Source organism: Methanothermobacter marburgensis str. Marburg (genome assembly GCF_000145295.1).
Lineage (GTDB): Archaea > Methanobacteriota > Methanobacteria > Methanobacteriales > Methanothermobacteraceae > Methanothermobacter > Methanothermobacter marburgensis.
Map to the genome: position 1 here is coordinate 1,096,833 of NC_014408.1, position 21,487 is coordinate 1,118,319.

At 48.7% G+C, this 21,487-nt stretch carries 22 protein-coding genes and 2 tRNA genes; 12 read left to right on the forward strand and 12 right to left on the reverse strand.

Annotated features, from left to right (window positions below):
• Nucleotides 1-110: 110 nt before the first annotated feature.
• Together MTBMA_RS05775 and MTBMA_RS05780 are read right to left on the reverse strand one after the other, a co-directional pair.
• Nucleotides 111-1,481 carry a DASS family sodium-coupled anion symporter gene (locus MTBMA_RS05775; RefSeq protein ID WP_171770411.1) on the reverse strand — a complete coding sequence of 457 codons (1,371 nt, stop codon included), beginning with the start codon at nt 1,479-1,481 and terminating at the stop codon, nt 111-113.
• A 222-nt stretch (nt 1,482-1,703) separates the two neighbouring features.
• Entirely contained in the window at nt 1,704-2,426 is a 723-nt protein-coding gene (locus MTBMA_RS05780; protein WP_013295999.1) for a heparan-alpha-glucosaminide N-acetyltransferase, read from the reverse strand.
• 140 nt (nt 2,427-2,566) lie between these two features.
• Here MTBMA_RS05780 and MTBMA_RS05785 point away from each other — a divergent pair.
• The 4 genes from MTBMA_RS05785 (at nt 2,567) to MTBMA_RS05800 (ending at nt 5,201) form a co-directional block, all read left to right on the forward strand.
• Nucleotides 2,567-2,640: transfer RNA gene (locus tag MTBMA_RS05785), tRNA-Gly, on the forward strand.
• 2 nt (nt 2,641-2,642) lie between these two features.
• Nucleotides 2,643-2,716: transfer RNA gene (locus MTBMA_RS05790), tRNA-Gly, on the forward strand.
• A 280-nt stretch (nt 2,717-2,996) separates the two neighbouring features.
• Complete coding sequence (locus MTBMA_RS05795; RefSeq protein WP_013296000.1) at nt 2,997-4,037, forward strand: hydroxymethylglutaryl-CoA synthase; 1,041 nt, start codon at nt 2,997-2,999, stop codon at nt 4,035-4,037.
• A gap of 12 nt (nt 4,038-4,049) precedes the next feature.
• Nucleotides 4,050-5,201, forward strand: a complete 1,152-nt coding sequence (locus MTBMA_RS05800; RefSeq protein WP_013296001.1) for a thiolase domain-containing protein — start codon at nt 4,050-4,052, stop codon at nt 5,199-5,201.
• Between the two features lie 334 nt (nt 5,202-5,535).
• Here MTBMA_RS05800 and thsA read toward each other — a convergent pair whose 3' ends face one another.
• Nucleotides 5,536-7,146: a thermosome subunit alpha gene (thsA, locus tag MTBMA_RS05805; RefSeq protein WP_013296002.1), complete on the reverse strand. Its 1,611-nt coding sequence runs from the start codon at nt 7,144-7,146 to the stop codon at nt 5,536-5,538.
• A gap of 262 nt (nt 7,147-7,408) precedes the next feature.
• Here thsA and MTBMA_RS05810 point away from each other — a divergent pair, with 262 nt between their 5' ends.
• Nucleotides 7,409-8,473: a transglutaminase-like domain-containing protein gene (locus tag MTBMA_RS05810; protein ID WP_238523352.1), complete on the forward strand. Its 1,065-nt coding sequence runs from the start codon at nt 7,409-7,411 to the stop codon at nt 8,471-8,473.
• 33 nt (nt 8,474-8,506) lie between these two features.
• Nucleotides 8,507-9,079, forward strand: coding sequence for a cyclase family protein (locus tag MTBMA_RS05815; RefSeq protein WP_083772503.1), 573 nt, complete (start codon nt 8,507-8,509; stop codon nt 9,077-9,079).
• A 48-nt stretch (nt 9,080-9,127) separates the two neighbouring features.
• On the opposite strand, the gene MTBMA_RS05820 is transcribed toward MTBMA_RS05815, so the two are convergent.
• The 9 genes from MTBMA_RS05820 to MTBMA_RS05860 form a co-directional block, all read right to left on the reverse strand.
• Entirely contained in the window at nt 9,128-9,649 is a 522-nt protein-coding gene (locus tag MTBMA_RS05820; RefSeq protein ID WP_013296005.1) for a hypothetical protein, read from the reverse strand.
• 155 nt (nt 9,650-9,804) lie between these two features.
• Complete coding sequence (locus MTBMA_RS09255; protein WP_269879171.1) at nt 9,805-10,278, reverse strand: phosphatase PAP2 family protein; 474 nt, start codon at nt 10,276-10,278, stop codon at nt 9,805-9,807.
• A gap of 144 nt (nt 10,279-10,422) precedes the next feature.
• Nucleotides 10,423-11,466 (reverse strand): aspartate-semialdehyde dehydrogenase, encoded by a 1,044-nt coding sequence (asd, locus tag MTBMA_RS05830; protein WP_013296007.1) that lies wholly within the window; start codon nt 11,464-11,466, stop codon nt 10,423-10,425.
• A 12-nt stretch (nt 11,467-11,478) separates the two neighbouring features.
• Nucleotides 11,479-12,300 (reverse strand): 4-hydroxy-tetrahydrodipicolinate reductase, encoded by an 822-nt coding sequence (gene dapB / locus MTBMA_RS05835; RefSeq protein WP_013296008.1) that lies wholly within the window; start codon nt 12,298-12,300, stop codon nt 11,479-11,481.
• A 17-nt stretch (nt 12,301-12,317) separates the two neighbouring features.
• Nucleotides 12,318-13,208, reverse strand: a complete 891-nt coding sequence (gene dapA, locus MTBMA_RS05840; protein WP_013296009.1) for a 4-hydroxy-tetrahydrodipicolinate synthase — start codon at nt 13,206-13,208, stop codon at nt 12,318-12,320.
• Nucleotides 13,205-14,425 (reverse strand): aspartate kinase, encoded by a 1,221-nt coding sequence (locus MTBMA_RS05845; RefSeq protein WP_013296010.1) that lies wholly within the window; start codon nt 14,423-14,425, stop codon nt 13,205-13,207. Before MTBMA_RS05845 ends, dapA begins: the two co-directional genes overlap by 4 nt.
• 46 nt (nt 14,426-14,471) lie before the next feature.
• Nucleotides 14,472-14,660, reverse strand: a complete 189-nt coding sequence (locus tag MTBMA_RS05850; protein WP_013296011.1) for a 30S ribosomal protein S17e — start codon at nt 14,658-14,660, stop codon at nt 14,472-14,474.
• Nucleotide 14,661: 1 nt separating this feature from the next.
• A complete protein-coding gene (locus MTBMA_RS05855) occupies nt 14,662-14,958 on the reverse strand; it encodes a chorismate mutase (RefSeq protein WP_013296012.1) in 297 nt (98 codons plus the stop codon).
• Between the two features lie 41 nt (nt 14,959-14,999).
• Entirely contained in the window at nt 15,000-15,860 is an 861-nt protein-coding gene (locus MTBMA_RS05860) for a shikimate kinase (protein WP_013296013.1), read from the reverse strand.
• Between the two features lie 123 nt (nt 15,861-15,983).
• Between MTBMA_RS05860 and sppA the strand changes: the two genes are divergently transcribed.
• The 6 genes from sppA to MTBMA_RS08820 all read left to right on the forward strand — a co-directional run bounded on the left by sppA (nt 15,984) and on the right by MTBMA_RS08820 (nt 21,485).
• Nucleotides 15,984-16,847 carry a signal peptide peptidase SppA gene (gene sppA, locus MTBMA_RS05865; protein WP_013296014.1) on the forward strand — a complete coding sequence of 288 codons (864 nt, stop codon included), beginning with the start codon at nt 15,984-15,986 and terminating at the stop codon, nt 16,845-16,847.
• Between the two features lie 136 nt (nt 16,848-16,983).
• A complete protein-coding gene (locus MTBMA_RS05870) occupies nt 16,984-17,241 on the forward strand; it encodes an MJ0307 family thioredoxin (RefSeq protein WP_013296015.1) in 258 nt (85 codons plus the stop codon).
• Nucleotides 17,242-17,279: 38 nt separating this feature from the next.
• Nucleotides 17,280-18,383 (forward strand): cobalt-precorrin-5B (C(1))-methyltransferase CbiD, encoded by a 1,104-nt coding sequence (gene cbiD, locus MTBMA_RS05875; protein ID WP_013296016.1) that lies wholly within the window; start codon nt 17,280-17,282, stop codon nt 18,381-18,383.
• 63 nt (nt 18,384-18,446) lie between these two features.
• On the forward strand, nt 18,447-18,932 hold the full coding sequence (gene moaC, locus MTBMA_RS05880; RefSeq protein WP_013296017.1) for a cyclic pyranopterin monophosphate synthase MoaC: 486 nt from the start codon (nt 18,447-18,449) through the stop codon (nt 18,930-18,932).
• A complete protein-coding gene (locus MTBMA_RS05885) occupies nt 18,929-21,010 on the forward strand; it encodes a DEAD/DEAH box helicase (RefSeq protein ID WP_013296018.1) in 2,082 nt (693 codons plus the stop codon). Before moaC ends, MTBMA_RS05885 begins: the two co-directional genes overlap by 4 nt.
• On the forward strand, nt 20,985-21,485 hold the full coding sequence (locus MTBMA_RS08820) for a DUF2115 domain-containing protein (RefSeq protein WP_013296019.1): 501 nt from the start codon (nt 20,985-20,987) through the stop codon (nt 21,483-21,485). Before MTBMA_RS05885 ends, MTBMA_RS08820 begins: the two co-directional genes overlap by 26 nt.
• The last annotated feature ends 2 nt before the right edge of the window (nt 21,486-21,487 follow it).

The following is a 21,487-nucleotide window of genomic DNA, read 5'->3' on the forward strand; positions in this document are numbered from 1 at the left end:
ATATCCTCCACAAATCCTTTTTTTTCTTAAAACCTATCCAAAAATTAAGGAATTATTCTTAAAAAAATTAAAAAAGCTTTTTTTATTGGACAGAGTCCAAATCGTTGATTCTATGCTATGAACGGCACCGCGAGTGTTGTAATCACAAGGACCGTCAGGATGATACCCACCACTATCACTGGAATCCCTGCCCGGGGTATGTCACGGAGCTTAACGTAGCCAGAACCATAGGCCATTGCAACGGTTGGATCAGCCATTGGTAGCATGAAGGACAGTGAACATGCTATGGCAACCGGAACCGCGTATATCCCCACCGGCTGATGCTGTGCACCTGCAAGGGTCACTGAAAGCGGAACCAGGATCGCTGATAGTGCTATATTTGACATCACCTGAGTTATAAGCACTGCAAGGACCATGAGGACCAGCATGACAAGAATCGTTGATGGGTCAGATCCCAGCATCCTGACAAGGTCATTTATCAGCCATGCGGCGGCACCAGTCTTGAGGAGGGCGCTTCCAAGGGAAAGTGCACCCCCAAAGAACACAATGAGGCCCCAGTCAATATTCTTCTGGGCGTCCTTCCAGGTTATAACACCGGCGAAGATGAACATCACCGCGGCTATCAGTGAAACCGAGTAGCTGTTGATGCCTGTCCAGCCAGCTGTCACCCAGAGCAGAATTGCGAATAGGAGTATCCCGGCGCTGACCTTCTCCTCCCTTTTAACCTCACCAAGTTCCATCAGTTTCTTCCCTATAACTGCGTCACCGTCACATAGGGCTGTGACCTCACTGGGGAATATCCTCATGAGGACAAACCATATTACAAAGAGCATTGCAACTGCAAGGGGGAACCCGAAGATCATCCAGTTGATGAAGGGTATCTGGGTGTAGGCAGCCGCCATGAGGTTGGGGGCTGTCCCTATCTCTGTACCGAAGCCACCTGCAAGGGACCCGAATGATGCCCCCAGTATCATTGCCTTTGCATAGTTACTCCTCCCCCTCTCAGGCTCAGAACAGCCCATTATATCCACTATCTCCTTTATGATTGGAAGGAGCATTGCAAATGCCACCACGTTCTCGATCCACGCTGAGAGAAGGCCCGTGGAGAATATGCTCACAAAGAGGCCTCTCTCGGGTGATGTTCCAAGTCTCCTTAAAAGGTAGTATGTGAATCTCTGTGCAAGGCCACTCTTCCTTATGGCCTCAGCCATTATGAAACCGCCTATCATGAGGAAGAGTATGGGGTTTGCGAATCCTATAACAGCATTTTCAAAGCTCTCAACGCCGATAAGTGGCTGTGCAAAGAGTATTATGAGAGATGTTACCGCCAGTGGAACAGACTCCGTTGCCCACATTGAAACCGCGAAAACAAGTAAGGATATTGCTGCGTGTCCTGAGGCCTTAAGGCCAGGTAATGGTATCAGGTACACTGCAAGTGCAAGAAGAAAACTCAGAATAAATCCTTTCTTTGCATTCGTAATATTACCTCCTCTTGTTGGTAACTGTAAGTTTCCAGTAGCTTATAATTTTTTACCATATATAAAGAGATTGCCTGTAATACTAAGCCCCTCATTTTGCTGACTACAAGTCCATAGGGAGGTATGCACAGACATAGGTCCTGATGCTTGCAGGTTTCTGCTTGCAATCAATCCATAAGGATGGTCAGCAAAAACTTACATCAGAAAGAGGTGGTGCTTTAACATTTAAATATTCATCAAAAACCATATGAAAGCCAGTATTATGGGCTGATGAACAAAGTAAATGGCCAGTGAGTTTTTTCCCAGAAATTCAAGTGCAGGGTTTCTTCCTGGGAACTTTCCCTTCCATCTCCTCCTGTATCCGGGATAGAGGGTATCCCCTGTGAAGATACCGAGAAGGACAATACCGATCCATGGAAGCAGGGGAAAGTAGTCGAGTGTGTAAAATCCAGGGGGCTTCAGTCCAAACCAGACAAAAAATTGGGTGTCCACCCTCAAGCCTGAAACCCACATCCCTGTCGCCAGAGCCAGTAGGGCTGCGATAACCGAGAGTACCCTTCTTCCTGCAAATGGGTATGTGATGATAACAGCAGCGCCTATGAAATGCAGCACCCCGAACACTATGAATCCCTTATGGGGGTATATCCAGGTGGCAGCAGTTATCAGGAGGCCGTAGAGGAATATCCTGATACCCCTCTTAATGTAATGTCCAGGGCACCCAGAACCCCTTCTGGAGTGGCTGAGGCTGAGTGATACTCCCACAAGGAATATGAAGAGAAATGCGGCCAGCCTCCCGGTGAGCCAGATCAGCGGTGAGTTCATATCCAGTTCCACCGCTCCAAGGAAATTGAGGTCAAAGATCACATGGTATATGATCATCATCACAACAGCGATGCCCCTCATGGCATCCACCTCATGGAACCTCTCGCTGGACGATGCTACCCCCATGAATAACCTCCATTTATAAATTGTGTGGAGCCCGGTAAAAGCAGTTCCCACTGCAGGGAGGACCTCCACAGGGAGTGTTCGGGAAGAAAATAGAAAATTTTATATATGATGATTTCAAACCTTTTCTATGCCTACGAATTGCGGCGTTAGTCCAGCCTGGTTAAGACACTGGCCTGCCACGCCAGCGACCCGGGTTCAAATCCCGGACGCCGCATAGCGGTTGTAGTCTAGTCTGGTTAGGACTCGGGCCTTCCAAGCCCGCGACCCGGGTTCAAATCCCGGCAACCGCATAAAAACTGTTTCTGATGCCAGTAACTTGTTAATTCTAGTGTATATGCTAAACTGTTCCTTTAAAGTGACCCATTAATTCACAATAAACCTGTTTCTGGCTGATTTTAACTGTTTATTCCGATTGAAACTCCATTAGATGTAATCTGCACCTCCTCCCATGGGAAGTGGCCAGCCATATATCAGCTATATATATTAGAAACCCCGATAGTAGAGCAAAGGATAAGTACTTTAATTCTAGATAATAACAGGATCCAGACTAATATTAATGGTGTGATACTCATGGCTGGAATCGTTGGATATGGAGTTTACATTCCATCATACAGAATAAAGGTTGAAGAAATAGCGAGGGTCTGGGGAGACGACCCCCAGGCCATATCAAGGGGACTGGTTGTTGAAGAGAAATCAGTTCCAGGTCCAGATGAGGACACCGCAACAATCTCAGTGGAGGCTGCCCGAAACGCCCTCAAAAGAAGCCAGATAGACCCCTCAAGGATAGGGGCCGTCTATGTTGGTTCAGAATCCCACCCCTATGCAGTCAAACCAACAGCAACAATCGTCGCAGAGGCCGTGGAGGCAACTCCTGAAATGACAGCTGCTGACCTTGAATTCGCATGTAAAGCAGGAACCGCAGGTATACAGGCCTGTATGGGACTTGTTGACTCAGGAATCATTGAATACGGCCTTGCTGTTGGCGCAGATACAGCCCAGGGGGCACCGGGGGATGCCCTTGAATACACAGCATCAGCAGGCGGGGCGGCCTACGTCATAGGAAATGAGAACTGTCTTGCAGAGATAAAGGAAACCTACAGTTTCACCACCGACACCCCCGACTTCTACAGGAGGGAGGGAATGCCATACCCCCGACACGGTGGAAGGTTCACAGGTGAACCCGCTTACTTCAAACACGTTCTTGGCGCTGCAAGGGGTATGATGGAAAAGACGGGCCTCTCTGCAGGTGACTTTGACTACGCGGTTTTCCACCAGCCAAACGGAAAGTTCTACCTGAAGGCAGCGAAAAAACTTGGATTTGAAAGCGAACAGGTGAAACCGGGGCTTTTAACACCGGTAATAGGTAACACATACTCCGGTGCAACACCAATAGGCCTTGCAGCAACACTGGACGTTGCAGAACCAGGGGCAAGGATACTTGCAGTTTCCTATGGTTCAGGGGCCGGGAGTGACGCATTCATAATAGAGGTCACAGACGAGATAGAGAAAAAGAGGGACCTCGCCCCAGCCGTTTCTGAAATCATCAGCAAGAGGAAATACGTTGACTATGCACTCTATGCCAAGTTCAAGGGCAAACTCAGGATGGCTTAAGATGGTGATAACATGAGGGATGTAGCAATTATTGGAGTCTCACAGACAAAATTCGGAGAACTCTGGGAAGTCTCATTCAGGGACATGATAACCGAGGCCGGCCTCGGTGCCATAGAGGATGCTGGAGTTGAAGGTGCAGACCTCGAGGCCATGTACGTTGGTAACATGTCAGCGGGCCTCTTCATAAAACAGGAGCACATTTCTTCACTCATCGCAGATCATGCCGGTCTAACACCAATACCCTCAACAAGGGTGGAGGCCGCCTGTGCATCAGGTGGACTCGCCCTGAGGAGCGGTATAATGGCCGTGGCATCAGGATACCATGATATTGTGATAGCAGCAGGTGTTGAGAAGATGACCGACGTTGTTGACCCCACACCTGCAATTGCAACCGCATCCGACCAGGAATGGGAGGCCCAGCAGGGTGTAACCTTCCCATCACTCTACGCCATGATGGCAAGGAGGCACATGTATGAGTACGGTACAACAAGGGAGCAGCTCGCCATGGTCTCCGTGATAAACCATGAAAACGCCTCAAACAACCCAAGGGCCCAGTTCCCCATGAAGGTCACGGTTGAGCAGGTCATCAACTCAACCATGGTCGCGGATCCACTCAGACTCCTTGACTGTTCCCCCATCTCTGATGGTGCAGCAGCAGTCATACTCTGCCCCGCCGAGATGGCCAGGGAATACAGCGATACCCCCGTCTATGTGAAGGCATCTGCACAGGCATCAGGTACCATTGCACTGCACGATAGAAGGGATATAACCCGGATTGACGCCACCGTGAATGCTGCAAGATCCGCATTCAAGATGGCAGATCTTACACCAGGGGACATAGACCTTGTTGAGGTCCATGACTGCTTCAGCATAAATGGTATACTGGCTGTTGAGGACCTTGGATTTGTTGAGAAGGGTGAAGGTGGAAGGGCCTTTGAGGAGGGCATGACCCGAATCGATGGTGACATACCCGTAAACCCCTCAGGGGGTCTCAAGGCACGTGGTCATCCACTAGGGGCCACAGGTATCGCCCAGGCAGCTGAGGTGGTCTGGCAGCTACGTGGTGAAGCCGGTAAAAGGCAGGTTGAGGGTGCTGAGATAGGTATGACCCACAACATCGGTGGAACCGGTGGGACAGCAGCTGTTCACATATTCTCAAGGTAGCCACTATCCCCCCCTTTTTTCTGCACGGATAAGTTAAATGACTTTTTCAATCCTGTAATAACTCTTTTTATGCTTATACCCATAAACTAAATTGCAATACCCCTTTTTCTCTCTAAAGGTTCTTAAAGAACTCACAGAATAAGTTTTTGTATAGAGATGAGAAGTAAAAATCAAATTCCATTTTTTATTGTCTTAAAAACTGATGGAGTCAGCAGTCCAGCGCAGTTTGCATTTAGAAACTTAAATACTCGAGGTTCGAAAAGTAACTCTTCCACGAAGGAATTACCAGCACATGAAAAACCTTTGTAAAAAAAAGGAGGAATTGTGGGGGTGCCTACATTGGAGGCATTCCGCCCATGTCGCCCATATCCATGTCCTCATCGGATCCGGAGGATGATGCGGCTATGACGTCGTCTATGCGGAGGATCATCTCAGCTGCCTCTGCAGCGGACTGGATGGCCTGTTTCTTGACCTTGTGGGGCTCTATTACACCGGCCTCTTTCATGTCAACGATTTCGCCATCGAAGACATCAAGTCCCATGTATGGTGACTCCTCGTGGGCAGCCCTGAGGTCCACCAGGACGTCGATGCTGTCAAGTCCAGCGTTCTCTGCAAGGGTCTTTGGAACGATCTCAAGGGCGTCTGCAAAGGCTGAGACTGCAAGCTGTTCCCTTCCGCTTATTGAATCAGCATAGTCCTTGAGCCTCTTTGCGACCTCTATTTCAGGTGCTCCGCCACCTGCAACGACCTTGCCGTCCTCGACTGTTGCTGCAACGACTCCTATTGCGTCTTCGATTGCCCTTTCAACTTCGCTTACAACGTGTTCTGTTGAACCCCTCACGAGTATTGTGACTGCCTTTGGCTCCTTGCATTCCTCAACGAAGATCATCTCTTCGCCTGAGATCTTCTTCTCTGAGACAATGCCTGCTTCGCCTAGGTCGTCATCACTGAGGTCCTCAATGTTTGTGACGATGTTTGCACCTGTTGCCTTGGAGAGTTTCTCCATATCTGATTTTTTAACCCTCCTTACTGCAAGAACGTCTGCCTTGGCCAGGTAGTGCTGTGCAAGGTCATCGATACCCTTCTGACAGAAGAGCACGTTTGCGCCTGTCTCGACTATGGAGTTGACCATGTCGCGGATCATCTGCTCTTCCTGTTCAATGAAGGCCTGCATCTGTGATGGGTCTGTTATCCTGATTTCTGCGTCGACTTCTGTCTCTTTGACTTCTATTGGGCAGTTCAGGAGTGCTATTTTGGCGTTTTCAACCTTTTTGGGCATTCCTGGGTGAACCCTTTCCTTGTCGATGATGACACCCTGGACGAGTGTTGAGTCGTCCACGGCTGCGCCTTCCTTCTTCTCTATCTTTATGTGGTCCTTCTCGACCTCGCCGTCTTCCTCAACCTGCTGGACAGCGTCAACTATGAGTTCAGCCAGTGGTTCCCTTGCCTTTTCTGTTCCCTTACCGGTCATTGCGGTCATTGCGACCTTTATGAGTGTGTCCCTGTCGCTTGCGTCAATTGCAATGTCGTTGAGTATTTCCTGGGCCTTTTCAGCGGCCTGTCTGTAACCCATTGCAATTATTGTTGGGTGGATTTCCATTTCAAGGAGTGTTTCAGCTTTTTTAAGAAGTTCACCTGCTATGATGACGGCTGTTGTTGTACCGTCACCGACTTCGTCCTCCTGGGTCTTTGCCACCTCAACAAGCATCTTTGCTGCGGGGTGCTCTATGTCCATTTCCTTGAGTATTGTGACACCGTCGTTTGTCACCACGATGTCCCCAAGGGAGTCAACCAGCATTTTGTCCATTCCCTTTGGTCCAAGGGTTGTCCTGACGGTTTCTGCCAGTATTTTACCTGCAAGGATGTTCATTCTCTGTGCGTCCCTTCCAAGGTACCTGCTTGTACCTTCAGGCAGTACAAGAATTGGCTGCTGTCCCTGTGCCATTTAATCACCTCAATTTTTATTATCATTAGTGCATTTATCAATGGGTTAGAGGTTCTATAAATATTTTGCGGTTAATGTATTTATTCAATGGTGACCCTATTAAAATATGGGTAGGACAATGTTTAAATCAGTAGCCCCTGTCTGCCTTTTGGCATTCATGATTTTAATTTTATTAACTGAAGGCTCTTATGCCATTGAAGAAGTTGAGGATCCCCTGAATAGCTCTGATGTTCTCGCGGCAAGCGTCATGGTTTCCAGTTTTATGGAAAAAAATAAGAAACTCCCTGAAAACGTCAGTGTGGGTAACAGGACACTTGACACCCCCTCCTATGCCTACGCCCTCAGCAAGGTACTTACAGGTTCAAAGGTGGTGGAAAACCAGACCATTAATGGGCCCCAACTGGATATAAGGCGCATATCAGTGAAACTAACAAAAAATCAGTACCTGGAGATAGCATCAAAATTCCGTAACTTCACATCCAGGACACAATGCTGTCCAGCAACCATCTCCTTCAGTGGGGGTAAAATCGACTTCTACAATGCAGTGTATCTCCTATCAAAGATCGGGCGCTACAGACAACTCCATGGTAAACTTCCCGTGGCCATGCAAATAAGCACCCCACTGCCTTTAAATGCATACCACATCAATTCCAAAGCCATTGACACAAGGATAAAGAACCTGAAATCCCAGATCAGAAAAACAATTAACCTCATGAACATTATTAATAAGAGAATCAGATATTCTGGAAACAAAAAAACCATCATGAGGCTTCAGGGTAAACTGAGGTCACTTGAAAAAAAATACAGTTACCTGAATGGTCAGCTCAGATACTATGATGGCCTCAGGAGCAGCCCCTGGTATGTCCCAGCATCCCTCCGACGTTACATCAGGTCCACAGCCCACTGCAACATCAATGATCCCAATATAGTTTACCTTGCCAGGGAACTCTCAGGAAACACCACCCACTCCACTGCACTGAATCTCTTTAGCTGGGTCAGGGACAATATTGACTACTCCTTCTACTACAGGACCCGCTACGGTGCCTCAGGCACACTCAGGTACAGGACAGCAAACTGTGTGGACCAGGCCCACCTCATGGTGGCCCTTGCAAGGACCAGCGGTATACCGGCCCGTTATGTCCGTGGGTACTGCAGGTTCATAAGCGGGAACTGGTACTCCCATGTGTGGGCCCAGGTATGGATAAGGGGTCGCGGCTGGGTGACAGCAGACACCACCCACACCATGAACAACCTCGGACACGTTTATAACTGGAACACCAGTGTGTCAGAGGTCAGGGAAGTACTTCTGGAATATGATCTGCACTGAAACCTTATATCCCCTCATGAGATATCATGATCCATGAAAATCATTGATATGACCCGTAGAATTGAGGATTCCATGCCAGTCTTTCCAGGGGATCCTCCTGTCAGAATAAGGATACTTGAAGATATGGATTACATTAACTCAGAGATAGAGACAGGATTGCATGCTGGAACCCACATAGATGCACCGGCACATTTAAATTGCTGTGGTGAGACCGTTGATAGGATAGGCCTTGAAAGACTGACAGGGCAGGGCTTCCTTATATCATCCAAAACAGTTAAAATTCCTGATGGAGACATTGCGGTTCTGAGAACCAGGTGGGACTCAAAGTGGGGTCTGGAGGAATACTTCAAAGACTATAGAGGCATTCCCATGGGTCTTGCAGAGAAACTGGTTGACCATGGAGTGAAGGGGGTGTGCACAGACGGGCCAAGCGTTGACATGCCTGGAGAAACAGCTGTACACAGACTTCTCCTTGAAAACGGGATCTGGATAGTTGAAAACATAAAAAACACGGGTCTGGTTCCAGAAAGATTCAGAATATTCGTTGTTCCACTGAATGTGATGGCGGAGGCCTCGCCCGTAAGGGTATTTGCCGTTACAGACTGACAATCATCGAATGCCCCAACCATGAGCCTATTCGCCATTACAGAGCGATCATCTCTCTATTTTCTCCCAGAGCACCCTTCCATCGTCTCTCACTGACCTGAAGTAACCCTTTCTCTCAAGGTTCCTCAGTATCTGAACCATGTTCTCAAGTTTCATGTCTCTGAACCCTATCTCATTTAAAAAACTGAGCAGTTCCTCTGCTGTGGATCTTTCACCAGGTAGCAGACGGTAGATCTGTGACTGGAAGGATGTCAGATCCCTTTCAGGTTTCTGGGTAAGCGCATGGAAGTACTCCCTGTACCTTTTAAGGTCAGATATGCAGGATTCCTTCTCGGCTATGATTGCATTGAGGTCCTGTATTATTTTATCCTTCTCAGCCATGAGACCCTCAAGTTCAGCTATCTTCTGTTCCCTGAGTTTGAGGGTCTCCTCAAGTTTCCTCACCCTGCCTGAGTTCTCTGAATTCTCCCTGCACTTCCTGAGATCCATCTTGAGCTTGCTTATCTCAAGCATGCATGCCTTGACAAGAAGCTTGAGCTGTTCCTTTTCCGAATCCCTCATGAACTTCATGGTACCCCTTTCCCCTTAATTAAATATCACATGGAACCTTAAAAACCTTCCTAAATTCATCCCGGGATACCAGATAGAGTTATATAGCGAAAGAATCTCCACATATTCCCTAAAATGGGAACGTGGAAAACAAAACAATAAGTCCCCCATAAGCATCATTCAAGCCTTTCAAAATTGCAGAGACCAAAACACTTAACCCTCTCCTCCACCTTCAAAGCCGCAAGGGCACATAGAACTCCAAGGAGTGCCCCTGCAATGACATCACTGGGGTAATGTAGACCAAGGCACACCCTTGAAACACCAACAAGGGAAGCAAAGAGCATGAAAAGCCATAGTCTCCCAAATTTAAAGTAGAGTGCCAGGAAACCGCTGAATGCTGCCACAGTGTGCCCTGATGGCATGGAGTACCCGCCAACTGTTGTGGTGTGCTTCACCCAGCTGAGAACCTCATAGGGCCTTGGCCTTGCAATAACAGCCTTCAGGAATTCACTGAGGAAGAAGCCCATGACAAGGGCTGTGAGTGCAATGAATGCGGCCTCCTTCTCGTTCTCACCCCCAAAAATGTAGAGTGTGAGGCACAGCAGCACCCAGAATATCTGGGTTCCTCCAAGGGTTATGATCTGCATCATTGAATCAAGAATGGGCGAACTGATTGCTGAATTAAAGAAATAGAGAATGGAGGTATCAATACCCGTAAATGAAAGAAACGGATGCATCACAAAATAGAGAATGGATGCATCGACACCAGGAAATAAAAAAAATGGATGCATCATTTACAGTATCTCATTTATAAGTTCTGCATTCAGGATCGATGCCCCTGCGGCCCCTCTCACAGTGTTGTGGCCTACAAGGACATATCTAAGGCTGTTACTGAATGCCGCATCCTTCCTGAGTCTTCCAACAGTGACGGACATTCCACCATCCCTGTCCCTGTCCATCCTTGGCTGGGGTCTGTTCTCCTCATCCAGGACCACAACAGGTTTTTCAGGTGCTGAGTAAAGGCCCAGTTTCTGTGGGAGCCCCTGAAACCCGTCCATGGCCTCTTTTATGTCCTCAATTTCAAATTCATCATCCAGTTCCACGAAGACAGCTTCTGTGTGGCCATCAACAACAGGGACACGGTGGCATGATGCGCTCACACCGAAACTTGCAGGTTTAACCACACCATCGTCAAGTTCACCGAGGAGGTGGAGGGTCTCGGTTTCAATCTTCTCCTCCTCGCCTCCGATATATGGGACGATATTGTCAAGTATTGCCATTGATGGCACCCCACTGTATCCTGCCCCTGAAACCGCCTGCATGGTGGAGACATAAACCCTCTTTATGGTGTAGCTGTCATAGATGGGCTTCAGTGTAAGGGTAAGTGCTATGGTGGAGCAGTTGGGGTTGGTTATGATGAACCCCTCCCATCCCCTCCTCCTCTGCTGAACCTCTATGAGGTCCAGGAACTCCGGGTTAACCTCAGGGATCACAAGGGGAACATCGGGTTCCATTCGCATTGCACTGGCATTTGAAGCCACGATGTACTTCTCAGCAAACTTTGGCTCAACCTTCCGCGCCACATCTGCGGGAAGTGCAGAGAACAGTATGTCCACATCCCCCACACTTGCAGGGTCCGTTTCAACAACCTCTATATCCCTTACAGACTCAGGCATCTCACTGTCAAGGTACCAGTTTGCAACCTCCCCGTAGGGTTTCCCCGCGGACCTTGAAGATGCCGCGAGGGTTGTAAGTTCAAATTCAGGATGATTCTCAAGCATCTCAATAAACCGCTGCCCAACCATCCCTGTTGCTCCAAGAACACCAACCTTAACCATAATACCACCTTATCATTTTATTCCAAGCACGTCCCCCATATCCATTATCTTTCCGGGTTCTGCGTGTTCAATGAACCTCACTGCCCTTATAACTCCACCTATAAATGCGTCCCTGCTGTGGGCCCGGTGGACTATTTCAAGGCGTTCACCATCACCTGCAAAGAGGACTATGTGGTCCCCCACTATGTCACCGCCCCTCACAGCATGGACACCTATCTCATCACGGGTCCTCTCACCTGTAAGGCCGGACCTCCCATGAACCGCCACCTCATCGGGTTTCCGGGAGGTGGCCTCTGCGATAACCTCAAGTGCACGCACCGCGGTACCTGAAGGGGCGTCCTTCTTGTGTCTGTGGTGGGCCTCTATGATCTCAACGTCATAATCAGAGAGGACCGGTGCCAGATCAGAGAGTACCTTGAAGAAGACGTTGACGCCCACTGCCATGTTTGGTGAGATAACAGCCCTCACACCTGTCCTCTCAATGGATTCCCTGATGGTCTGCATCTGTTCATCTGAAAATCCTGTTGTTCCAACCACAAGGTTAACCCCTGCTTCGGTCGCTGTCTTTATGGTTTCAACAGCTGCCGGTGCCACTGTGAAGTCAACGAGAACATCGGGTTCTGTCTCTCTTAGTGTTTCGGCAAGGTCAGATGCGTCGCTTACCTTAACCCCCACTTCGCCTGTGGCTGTGAATTCACCTATATCCCTTCCCTTAAGGGGTGTTCCCGGGGCCTCGATGGCAGCCACAAGCTGCATGTCATCCTCTTCAAGCACCCTCCTTATTATTCCAGACCCCATGCGCCCGCAGGCGCCGGTAACCGCAACTTTGATCATCATAACACCTCAGGGGTTCAGATGAGTGCCAGTTCCTCAAGTACCAGCCTCAGTTTCTCACGGCTGCTGTCCTTTAGGGGTGCTAGCGGCATCCTGACATGACCTGCGGGCCTTCCCATCATGTTGAGGGCCTCCTTGACAGGTACAGGGTTGCTCTCGATGAAAAGGACCTTCATGAGGCTGTAAAGTTCATAGTGGGTTTTCATTGCAGACTCAAAGTCCCCTGAGAGGGCCTCGTTGACGAGTCGGCTCATACGGGCTGGATCGACGTTCGCCACAACAGATATGACACCCTCTGCACCCATTGAGATCATTGGGAGTGTGAGGTTATCGTTACCTGAGAGTATGATAAAATCATCGGTGCCCTGGTCCATCAGCCGTGATTTCAGCATGGAGATCTTATCCAGGTCGGGGCTCGCCTCCTTTATACCGATTATACCGTCGAGCCCTGCAAGTTCAGATACCGTGTCAACGTCGATATCTGTACCGGTCCTTGAGGGCACATTGTAGATTATAAGGGGTATTTCCGATGCCTGCTCCAGCATCCGGTAGTGTTCAATGAGCCCATGGGGCTGGGGCTTGTTGTAGTAGGGTGTTATCACAAGGGCCGCGTCTGCACCTGCGTCCCCTGCATACCTTACAAGGCCAAGGGCCTCCCTTGAGGAGTTGCTCCCTGCCCCGGCAATGGTCTTAACACGCCCGTTAACCTCATCAACGAGTATATCAATCATTCTCCTCTGTTCCTCATGGGTTATGGTTGCCGATTCACCTGTTGTGCCAGCAACCAGCAAACCATCAACCCCATTCTCAATCAGGTAGTTTATGTTTTCCCGCAGCCCGGCCTCATCCACCCGGTCATCATCTGTGAATGGAGTCACCATGGCCACTACTGTGCCTTCAATCTTCATTCAAGAACACCCCTTACAAGTTCATACGCCTTTTTACCATCATTCCAGTCAACAAATATAACCACAGATGTCTGTGAGGATGAAATTTCAACTATGTTAAGGTCATTATCCCTGAGGGGCTTGGTGATCTCGGATATTATGCCCGGAGTGTCTATGAAGTCAGGGCTGGATATGGTTATCATTGCAATATCCCTTCCCAGGGAGAGTGAACTGAGGTTATCATCTGCAATGACCACGTCATGGAGGAGCCTGTGCGCCTCATCGGCGTCCTTCTTATCAACGAATATTGTAACGGAGTTCTGGCCTGTTGAAATTCCTATGATGTTAATGGAGTTCTCTGCAAGCTTTGAGGTTAACTTTGCCAGTATACCGGGCTTGTTGAGTATCTTCTCCCCCACAACTGCAACCACAGATATTGGTTCAGGGTTGAGGGTTGTTGTCTTGACCATCTTATTCTTTGAAGGGCCTATGATTTCAGTGCCCGGGGCTGAGAGATCCCCATGCTCGAAACCTATGATCTTTGCATTGATATCCGGGTCCTTGTATTTCAGGGCATGTGGGTGTAGTACTTGCGCCCCATGGGTTGCAAGATCCCTCATCTCCTCAACAGAGATCTTATCAAGCTTCTTTGCGCCCTGCAGTTTATTTGGATCCGTTGACATTACGCCCCCAACATCGGTTACGATTATAACCTCATCCGCCTTCAGGCAGTGTCCCAGGAGGAAGGCTGTGATGTCACTTCCACCCCTTCCCAGGGTTGTTATGTAACCATTGGGGTCCCTCCCAAGGAACCCGCACACCACCGGTATTATTCCCTGGTCGAGGAGTTTGAGGAGTTCCTTTGACTTCTTCTCGGTTGCCTCAAAGTCCACCTTAGCATTTAAAAGGTTGCTGTCGGTTATTATTGGCCATTCATCCATGAATGGGTCTATGTATTCAGATTTAACTCCAAGTGCCTCTATTGCAGAGGAGAATATCCTTACACTGGTCATTTCACCCATGGATACTATTTCAGCCAGCTGCTTTTCTGTAACAGCATCTTCCATTGCCTCATCAACTATCTGAAGGAGTTCATCGGTTGTCTTATTGATGGCAGATACAACAACAACGACCTTCTTGCCCTTCATGTACTCCTTCACGACAGAACGGGCCGCTTTTTTAATTCGTCTACCATTTCCTATAGATGTACCGCCAAATTTAGCAACTATTAACTCCATTAACCTTCACAACCTTTTAAATGTTGAAAATGGAAAAAAATCAAAATTATTTCTGCTGGCTGATTATCCTTGTGATGTAACCTGCTATCTTGTTCCTGAGGTGTTTTGTGCTGACTGTTGAGAACTCCTCCACAAGTTTCTTGTTTTTATCAAAATCAGATGTGAATTTACCTGGGTGAGTTTCTATCAGTTCTTTCGCGATTCTTTTTACAAAGGAAGTTCTTATGTTTCCCATTTCATTGCCTCCTTAACAGTTCTTTCTGTTCAGTTTTGCTTAGATCCATCAGAATCTTCATCAGCTGTATGAGCTTATCCTCATTGATACCATAGGCCCTGGCGATTCTCCGGGTCCTCTCTATGATCTCAAGCTCCCTCTCAGGGTCGAATATTTCCATTCCCAGGGCAACTTTGGCCTCAGCTATCTCACGTGCAAGGGATGTCCGTGAGGATATGAGGTCAAGGATCTCCCTGTCTATTCTATCTATTTCCCTTCTGGACCTTTTAAGGGTTTCCAGTGCTCTGGATTCGTCCATAAAACATCCCCCGAGCTTCAAAGCTTTAAGGGTCACCGGGATCAGTCAAGCACATGTGTACCCTGGTTATCCACTGATGTTACAGTAACATTGCCCTCAAGGTTCTCCCATGAATCAATGACCTTCCCTGCAGAATCTTCATCAGCCAGCGCCACAAAGGCCGGTCCTGTGCCTGAAAGACCCGCTGAGAGGGCACCTGCCTCAAGGGCATCGAGGGCTATTCCCGGATCGAATCCCAGGGATGCACAATAGAGTATCCCGTTGAGTGTCAGTGCACTGTGCACCCTGCCCTCAAGGACCTCCCTGAAGGCCATGTCAACCCAGGGGGCCAGCAGTTTCATCCTCGGGACATCTGATTGTGCAGTCAGTGATTTTCTGTCCGGCATGTATATTAATACCTTTTGATTTTCCATTTCCCTCCTGCAGATTATACGCCTTGCCATGTTATCTGTCACGGTGAGGCCCCCATAGAATGATGCGCTTGCATCATCATAGGCCCCCGTAACCGTCACCCCTGCCCTGAGGGATGCGTCCACTGCCATGTTGAGCATCTCACTTCCATCCATGGGTTCCAGCTGAAATTCCTCTGATATGAGTTCAGAAACCGCCATCACGGTGGCATTGGATGCCGCGCTGCTGCTTGAAAGACCGCTCGCAACGGGTAAATCAGAGGCTGTGACCACCCTCACGCCAGTATCGGCGCCGTAATGCTCGAGGACCATCTCTGTGCATAGCTCTATGAGTGCTGTGTCCGCACCCTCAAGGGAGATGCACTCTATACCGGAATCTATGAGTTCTGCCTCTGCCCTGACACTGAGGCCTATCCCGAATGCAGAGCCCCTTCCTGTTGCAATGGCATTTATAACCGTGGCTGATCCAGGTGCTCTTACTGCTTTTCTCAACCTATCACTCCAAACAGTTCATATACCTAGATTATATAAAACTATTTATATAAGGGGTTGCAGTCTAATTAATACAAAAACAGGAAAGTTTAGGATGGGAGGTAAATCCGAAGGTCTGATATCATGGACAGAAACGGTAAGATTATTGCTGGTTTAATTGTGGTTCTATCAATTTCAGGGCTGGTCATGTCAATTTCAGGGTTCATCGGCGAAGCTGAAGGTACTGTGGCAATCATACCGGTTCACGGGGCCATAGCCTATGATTCAGCAGGGTTTTCTGATGCTGTAAGCCCTGATGACATAAAGAATCTTATCGAGGAGGCCAATAGTGATCCGTCAGTTAAGGCCATAGTCCTGGATATAAACAGTCCAGGAGGGACTCCAGTTGCGAGTGAGGAACTGATGGATGCCATAAAAAAATCTGAAAAACCTGTTGTAAGCTGGATAAGCGATTCCGGAACCTCAGGGGCATACCTTGCAGCCTCGGCATCTGACAGGATAGTTGCAAGTCCATCTGCATGGGTCGGGAGCATAGGTGTCATACTTGACCTCACAGACCTCTCTGAGATGTACAGACAGATGGGTATAAACAAGTATGCAATAAAGGCCGGGGAGTACAAGGATATGGGTGCGGATTACCGTATGATAACCGATGAGGAGAGGCAGATGCTCCAGTCAATGGTAAATGAGGAGTATGACTACTTCATAAGGACCGTTGCTGCCAACAGAAACCTCAGCGTATCATATGTGCGTGGCCTTGCAGAGGGAAGGATATTCACTGGAAGACAGGCCCTGAAGAACCGGCTTGTGGATTATACCGGTGGAAGGGACTATGCTGTTGATGTGGCGGCTAAACTTGCAGGTTTAAAGAACTATGACACCGTAACCCTCGAGCCACCAGGTGGATTCGTGAAGATCCTCTCAAGCATGTTCTCAAAGCTTGGATCTGCAGGTTCAGCAAATACAACAGAACACCTCAAGATCTAAGAAAAAAAGGACAGTACTGGATCCTCAAGTTCAGCAATACAACAAAACAGCAAAAAGATCTAAGAAAGAATAAAAGGATAAGTATTTATCCTAAAAGGAGTGAAGAATTATATATCATTCTCACGGAGGTTAGGAAATGGTTGTTAAGATAGAGGTTTTCACATCCCCAACCTGTCCCTACTGTCCAATGGCGATTGAGGTTGTTGATGAGGCCAAGAAGGAATTCGGGGACAAAATAGATGTTGAAAAAATTGACATAATGGTTGACCGGGAGAAGGCAATTGACTATGGTCTCATGGCAGTCCCTGCAATAGCTATAAACGGCGTTGTGAGGTTCGTTGGGGCCCCTGGTAGGGAGGAACTCTTCGAAGCCATAAGCGACGAAATAGAATAGATTACTTTTTCTTCATTAAATTTTAAAGGATTTTTCTGATGAAGGATGAGAGGGTATTCGGGATCACTACGGGGACAGCTGCCACTGCAGCGGCCCTCGCATCACTTCTATGTTTAAGGGATCGTGTGGTTAAAAGAGTAAATGTTGAAACCCCTTCAGGAAAAATCGATGTGGACGTTGATTCTGTTGAAAGGATCTCCCAGGACACGGCAAGGGCCAGTGTAATAAAGAGGCCCTACGGAGACCCTGATGTCACAGTGAACCTCAGCATCATGGCAGAGGTTCAGATCACAGGAACATCTGGAGTCTTAATCAGGGGCGGTGAGGGTGTCGGTACCGTGACAAAGCCGGGACTCCAGGTCCCCCCGGGTGAGGCTGCAATAAACCCCGTCCCCAGGAGAATGATAGAGGATAATCTGAGAAGATACCTCAGGAATGGCGAGGGGGCGATTGTCACGGTTTCGGTTCCCGAGGGGGAGAAAATCGCATCAAAAACCATGAACCCCCGCCTCGGGATTGAGGGGGGTATCTCCATCCTGGGGACAAGTGGCATTGCAAGACCCATGTCCTCCTCAGCCTACAGGAGATCCCTTGCATGTCAGATTGACATTGCAGTCGCCCGTGGGTTCAGGGAACTCGTATTCGTCCCTGGTAACATAGGGGAAAGGTTTGCCAGGGAATACTTCAAGCGGATTGAAGAGGAGCGAATAATACAGATGGCCAACTTCCCGGGTTACATGCTGGGGGAGGCCGCCAAAAAGGGTGTGAAGAGGATCATACTGATGGGCCATGCAGGTAAACTCATAAAGCTCTCTGCGGGGATATTCCAGACAAAGAACTCCATTGCAGATGCCCGACGCGAGATAATGACAGCACATGCTGCCCTCAGCGGTGCAGCGCCAGAGGTTACAGAAAGGATCTTCAACCTTCCAACCGTTGAGGAGATGATCAGTGAACTCGAAAGGGCAGGACTGATGGAGGAGGTATTCAACAGCATCAGCAAATCAATAAGGGAGAGGTGTTCTGAAAGGTTCCCATTTGAAACCGACGTTTTGATCTTCAGCCTGGATGGTAGAATACTCAACTCCAGCTTTAAAACCACACCTGCCCACAGATTCAGGGACGGCGATCATAATCGTTAGATACCTTCAATAATAGTGATACGATTAGATGTAGACTTTTATCAACTGATGGTAGTGGTTCGCATGAAAGGATTTACCCACACAGATGGAAAATCTGTACGTATGGTTGATGTGGGCTCGAAGGCGGTTGTCAGAAGGACGGCGACCGCTGAAGGTCACATATCACTCACAGAGGATACTCTGAAATTGATCAGGAAAAAAAGGATTGAGAAGGGAAACGTTCTTGTAACGGCCCAGATAGCAGCCATAGCTGCGGTTAAACGGACCTGGGACCTCATACCCCTCTGTCACCCGCTTCCTGTAACAGGGGTTGATGTTGAATTCGATGTTACGGCTGACGGGATCACCGCCAGGGTGACTGTGAGGTGCGATGGAAAAACAGGTGTTGAAATGGAGGCCCTTACAGGGGTTTCTGTGGCCCTCCTTACAATCTGGGACATGGTCAAAAGTGTTGAGAAGGACGAGGATGGCCAGTACCCTGAAACTGCAATCAGTAATATCAGGGTCCTTAAAAAGGAGAAGGCAGAACTGGAAGAAGTGGTTGAATGAAATTTCTGAACCCTGAGCTGCGGAAGATCATCACCGACTGCTACCCATATATAGAATCCCTGAACCCCGCCCAGATGAGTGCTGTTGAGGCAGGTTACCTGGAATCAGATGAAAATTTCATCATAGCCATACCAACTGCCAGTGGAAAGACCCTCCTGGGAGTTCTGGCTGCCATTCAAGCCATAATGGACGGTGGGCGGGTTATCTACACCGTACCACTCATATCAATACAGAATGAAAAGGTAAAGGAGTTCAGGGAGCTTGAAAAGCACGGTATAAGTGTGGGTAAGGATCCCCGAACCTCTGACCTGGCGGTGATGGTCTTCGAATCCTTTGATAGCCTCACCCGATTCTCATGGAACACCCTGAGGGAGATTGACCTTCTCATAGTGGACGAGTTCCATATGATCGGGGAGTACAGCAGGGGCCCTGTAATAGAATCCGCCATCACAAGGGCCAGAAAACTGAATCCCGCAATGCGCATTGTGGCCCTCTCAGCTACCCTCTCAAATATGGATGAAATAGGGGAGTGGCTCGGTGCAAGAATCGTTGAACACGACTACAGACCGGTACCCCTGCACCGGGAGGTGCTTGACACCGAGATGTTCGGGGCCCGGGACAAGAATCAGGTTGTCCTGAAGATCCTTGAGAGGTCCATCAGTGAGGATAGCCAGACCCTGGCATTCGTATCCACAAGGAGGTTCACAGAATCCCTTGCATCCTACCTTGCAGATAGGATCAAAAAGAAGATCCCGGGGGACCTGCTGGAGAGATTCGATGAGGTGGCAGAGAGGATACTTGACGTGCCAAGGGCCAGCGGCTCACCCCCAACATCCACCTGCCTGAAACTTGCAGACTGCATCAGGGCAGGGGTTGCATTCCACCATGCAGGCCTCTTCAACAGGCAGCGGGAAATAATAGAGGACGAATTCAGGAGGGGCAACATCCTCATGATCACAGCAACTCCCAGCCTCATGTACGGGGTGAACCTTCCCTCAAGGACCGTTGTGATAAGGGACTACACCAGGTGGACAGGGCAGGGCCCCCAGAGGATCCCTGTATTTGATTATGAGCAGATGTCAGGGAGGGCCGGGAGACCACTCTATGATGATATCGGCTACTCCTACCTCATAGCAAAGAGCCATGACGAGGCCATGGAACTCGAGGAGTACTATGTGAATGGTGAGGTGGAGAGGACCAACTCGAGGCTAATGGAGAACCGGGATGCCCTCTACAGGCAGATAATCGCACAGGTGGCCTCAGGACTTGCATCCACAACTGAAGATCTTCTTGAATTCTTCAGGGAAACCTTCTACGGCTACCAGATGAGTGAGGGTCCCTTCAGCAATGCATTCGGCCTGGACAGCATTCAGTACGAAATAGAAACCGCCACAGAGTTTTTAATCAAGAACAGGATCATATATCCTGGTCCCAGTGGCTTATCAGCGACAGAATTCGGGATTCTGATTGCAAAATCCAGTTACTCTGTTGAGACAGCCGTCAAACTCCACCAGTTCGCATCTGAAATGGATGAACTCGACATCTACCGCCTCATCTACGAGCTGGCAGGGACCCCCGACATTCCACTCATACCATTCAAGGGGCGGAAGAGCCGCGACCCTGTACGTGAGAGGCTCATGGAACATGGAATATTTGTCATGGATGCCGGTAATAGCGAGGCAACAGCAGCAGCCCTCATTGAGTGGATAAACGAAAGAACAGAGTATGAGATTGAGAACGCCTTCAATGTCTATGCTGCATCAACAAGAAGAACCGCATACGAGGCATCAAGGCTCGTTAAGTTCTTCAAGAGGATCTGTGAAATCCAGGGCGTTTATGGTTACACAGGGAAACTTGATGTTCTGGCTGCAAGACTCTACTATGGAGTCAGGGAGGACATCATTCCACTGGTGGTTGGTGTGAGGGGCCTTGGACGTGTCAGGGCCCGTAAGATTGTTGAAACCTTTGGGGAGGACCTCAGACATGTGCGGAAGGATGAACTCAAACGTATCGATGGTATCGGGGAAAAACTCGCCGAGGCCATTAGAGGATATGCTGAGAGATCCTGCCAGTCTTAAAACCATTTTAAGGGAGTGTGCAGCGTCCATCAGCATATTTGACATCATAAGGATCCGTGAATTCATTGAGAGGGAATGTGCCCACGTTCCCAGAGGGTACAGGGAGGCCTATATAAAAACCTATACTGGAATTGCTGTTGAAGCTGTTCTGGCTCTTAAAGGTGGTGTGGGAGATATCACTGCAGATAGAAAAAGCCTTCTGAGGACACTGAAAAGACTATATGATACCTCCAGCCCCCTTATTGTGGTTTTAACCGTTATTTACAGGAATTTTATCCTTTCAGAACCCCTCCACCCTGTGGGGACTCCTTTTCCCGGTAGCTACTCAGTTACAGAGGAACATGGGACATACTACTGCCCTGTGAAGGATAAGCAGAAGGATAATCCATCAGCGCTGTGTGATATCTGCATTGCAGAGCAGACCCCCATGACTCAGGAGATGACTTCTGATCGTGAGAAACCTGTGAAACCCTAAAG

Coding starts and splice junctions, on each gene's coding strand:
- MTBMA_RS05780 (WP_013295999.1), bottom strand. CDS start 2,426: ATGGGGGTAGCATCGTCCAGCGAGAGGTTCCATGAGGTGGATGCCATG.
- MTBMA_RS05795 (WP_013296000.1), top strand. CDS start 2,997: ATGGCTGGAATCGTTGGATATGGAGTTTACATTCCATCATACAGAATA.
- MTBMA_RS05800 (WP_013296001.1), top strand. CDS start 4,050: ATGAGGGATGTAGCAATTATTGGAGTCTCACAGACAAAATTCGGAGAA.
- thsA (WP_013296002.1), bottom strand. CDS start 7,146: ATGGCACAGGGACAGCAGCCAATTCTTGTACTGCCTGAAGGTACAAGC.
- MTBMA_RS05810 (WP_238523352.1), top strand. CDS start 7,409: ATGGAAAAAAATAAGAAACTCCCTGAAAACGTCAGTGTGGGTAACAGG.
- MTBMA_RS05815 (WP_083772503.1), top strand. CDS start 8,507: ATGAAAATCATTGATATGACCCGTAGAATTGAGGATTCCATGCCAGTC.
- MTBMA_RS05820 (WP_013296005.1), bottom strand. CDS start 9,649: ATGAAGTTCATGAGGGATTCGGAAAAGGAACAGCTCAAGCTTCTTGTC.
- MTBMA_RS09255 (WP_269879171.1), bottom strand. CDS start 10,278: ATGATGCAGATCATAACCCTTGGAGGAACCCAGATATTCTGGGTGCTG.
- asd (WP_013296007.1), bottom strand. CDS start 11,466: ATGGTTAAGGTTGGTGTTCTTGGAGCAACAGGGATGGTTGGGCAGCGG.
- dapB (WP_013296008.1), bottom strand. CDS start 12,300: ATGATCAAAGTTGCGGTTACCGGCGCCTGCGGGCGCATGGGGTCTGGA.
- dapA (WP_013296009.1), bottom strand. CDS start 13,208: ATGAAGATTGAAGGCACAGTAGTGGCCATGGTGACTCCATTCACAGAT.
- MTBMA_RS05845 (WP_013296010.1), bottom strand. CDS start 14,425: ATGGAGTTAATAGTTGCTAAATTTGGCGGTACATCTATAGGAAATGGT.
- MTBMA_RS05850 (WP_013296011.1), bottom strand. CDS start 14,660: ATGGGAAACATAAGAACTTCCTTTGTAAAAAGAATCGCGAAAGAACTG.
- MTBMA_RS05855 (WP_013296012.1), bottom strand. CDS start 14,958: ATGGACGAATCCAGAGCACTGGAAACCCTTAAAAGGTCCAGAAGGGAA.
- sppA (WP_013296014.1), top strand. CDS start 15,984: ATGGACAGAAACGGTAAGATTATTGCTGGTTTAATTGTGGTTCTATCA.
- MTBMA_RS05870 (WP_013296015.1), top strand. CDS start 16,984: ATGGTTGTTAAGATAGAGGTTTTCACATCCCCAACCTGTCCCTACTGT.
- cbiD (WP_013296016.1), top strand. CDS start 17,280: ATGAAGGATGAGAGGGTATTCGGGATCACTACGGGGACAGCTGCCACT.
- moaC (WP_013296017.1), top strand. CDS start 18,447: ATGAAAGGATTTACCCACACAGATGGAAAATCTGTACGTATGGTTGAT.
- MTBMA_RS05885 (WP_013296018.1), top strand. CDS start 18,929: ATGAAATTTCTGAACCCTGAGCTGCGGAAGATCATCACCGACTGCTAC.
- MTBMA_RS08820 (WP_013296019.1), top strand. CDS start 20,985: ATGCTGAGAGATCCTGCCAGTCTTAAAACCATTTTAAGGGAGTGTGCA.